Consider the following 821-nt stretch of genomic DNA (forward strand, 5'->3'; position numbering starts at 1 on the left):
CACCAGGACTTCATGAATCAGGACATCCGTGCCCGCTGCATGTCGAATGAGATTCTCATCTGGCTTGGTATCACCTGAGAGGGTGACGGAGCGCGCCCCGTAGTCGATGCGATAGCCCACGGATGGCTTCAGCAGATCCCCATGATCAACTGCGAAGGCGGTGACCTTCACACCAGCTTCTTCGAACACGACGCCGTCACCCTGGAAACCATGCGTCTCGATCCCCGTCGCAGCGATGCCGATTCCTTCGTCAGCGATGCGCATGCGGATGTCGGTGGCGAASGCCTCSCGCAAGCCGTTCGCCAGGCGTGTCAACGTGCTCGGCGTGGCGGTTCCCTCCGACGGCCCCCAAAGCCTGAGCGGCTTGGTGCGAGACGCAAAGGGGGCGGTCATGTAACCCGTCAGCCATAGGTCGGGCAGACCACTGACATGGTCCGAGTGATAATGTGTGAGGAATACAGCATCGAGGCCCCTGCCGAACGACAGGCGCAACTGGTGCAGCCGCACTGTGACCCCTCGACCTGCGTCAAACAGCAGTGTGAGGCCGCCAGCCTGCACCAGGGTCGCTGGGCCGAAGCGTGTCGCACTCGGCTCGGGCGAGCCGGTGCCCAGTAAGGTGACGACGATATCGCCGGCAGCCGCAGACACCGTTTGTGCACCAGCCTCACGGAAGGTTGGCAGAAAGCCGGCGAATGAAGGCGCGATCGCTGCTGCGCCGGATAGGAGTACTCGTCTGTCCATGGCGTGGCTGCCTTGCTTGCCCTAAGGCCGGACCTTATCGCCGACCCGGCGACGACGACTTGGACGTTTCAGTCACCGGT

General features: G+C 62.8%; 1 protein-coding gene. It reads right to left on the reverse strand.

Annotated elements, in window-relative coordinates:
- Positions 1-741: MBL fold metallo-hydrolase (locus tag AC1DWF_RS33435; protein ID WP_476842796.1), on the reverse strand; the 741-nt coding region annotated here is incomplete at its 3' end.
- Between the last annotated feature and the right edge of the window lie 80 nt (positions 742-821).

This window comes from Aminobacter sp. P4_D5 (assembly GCF_056401815.1).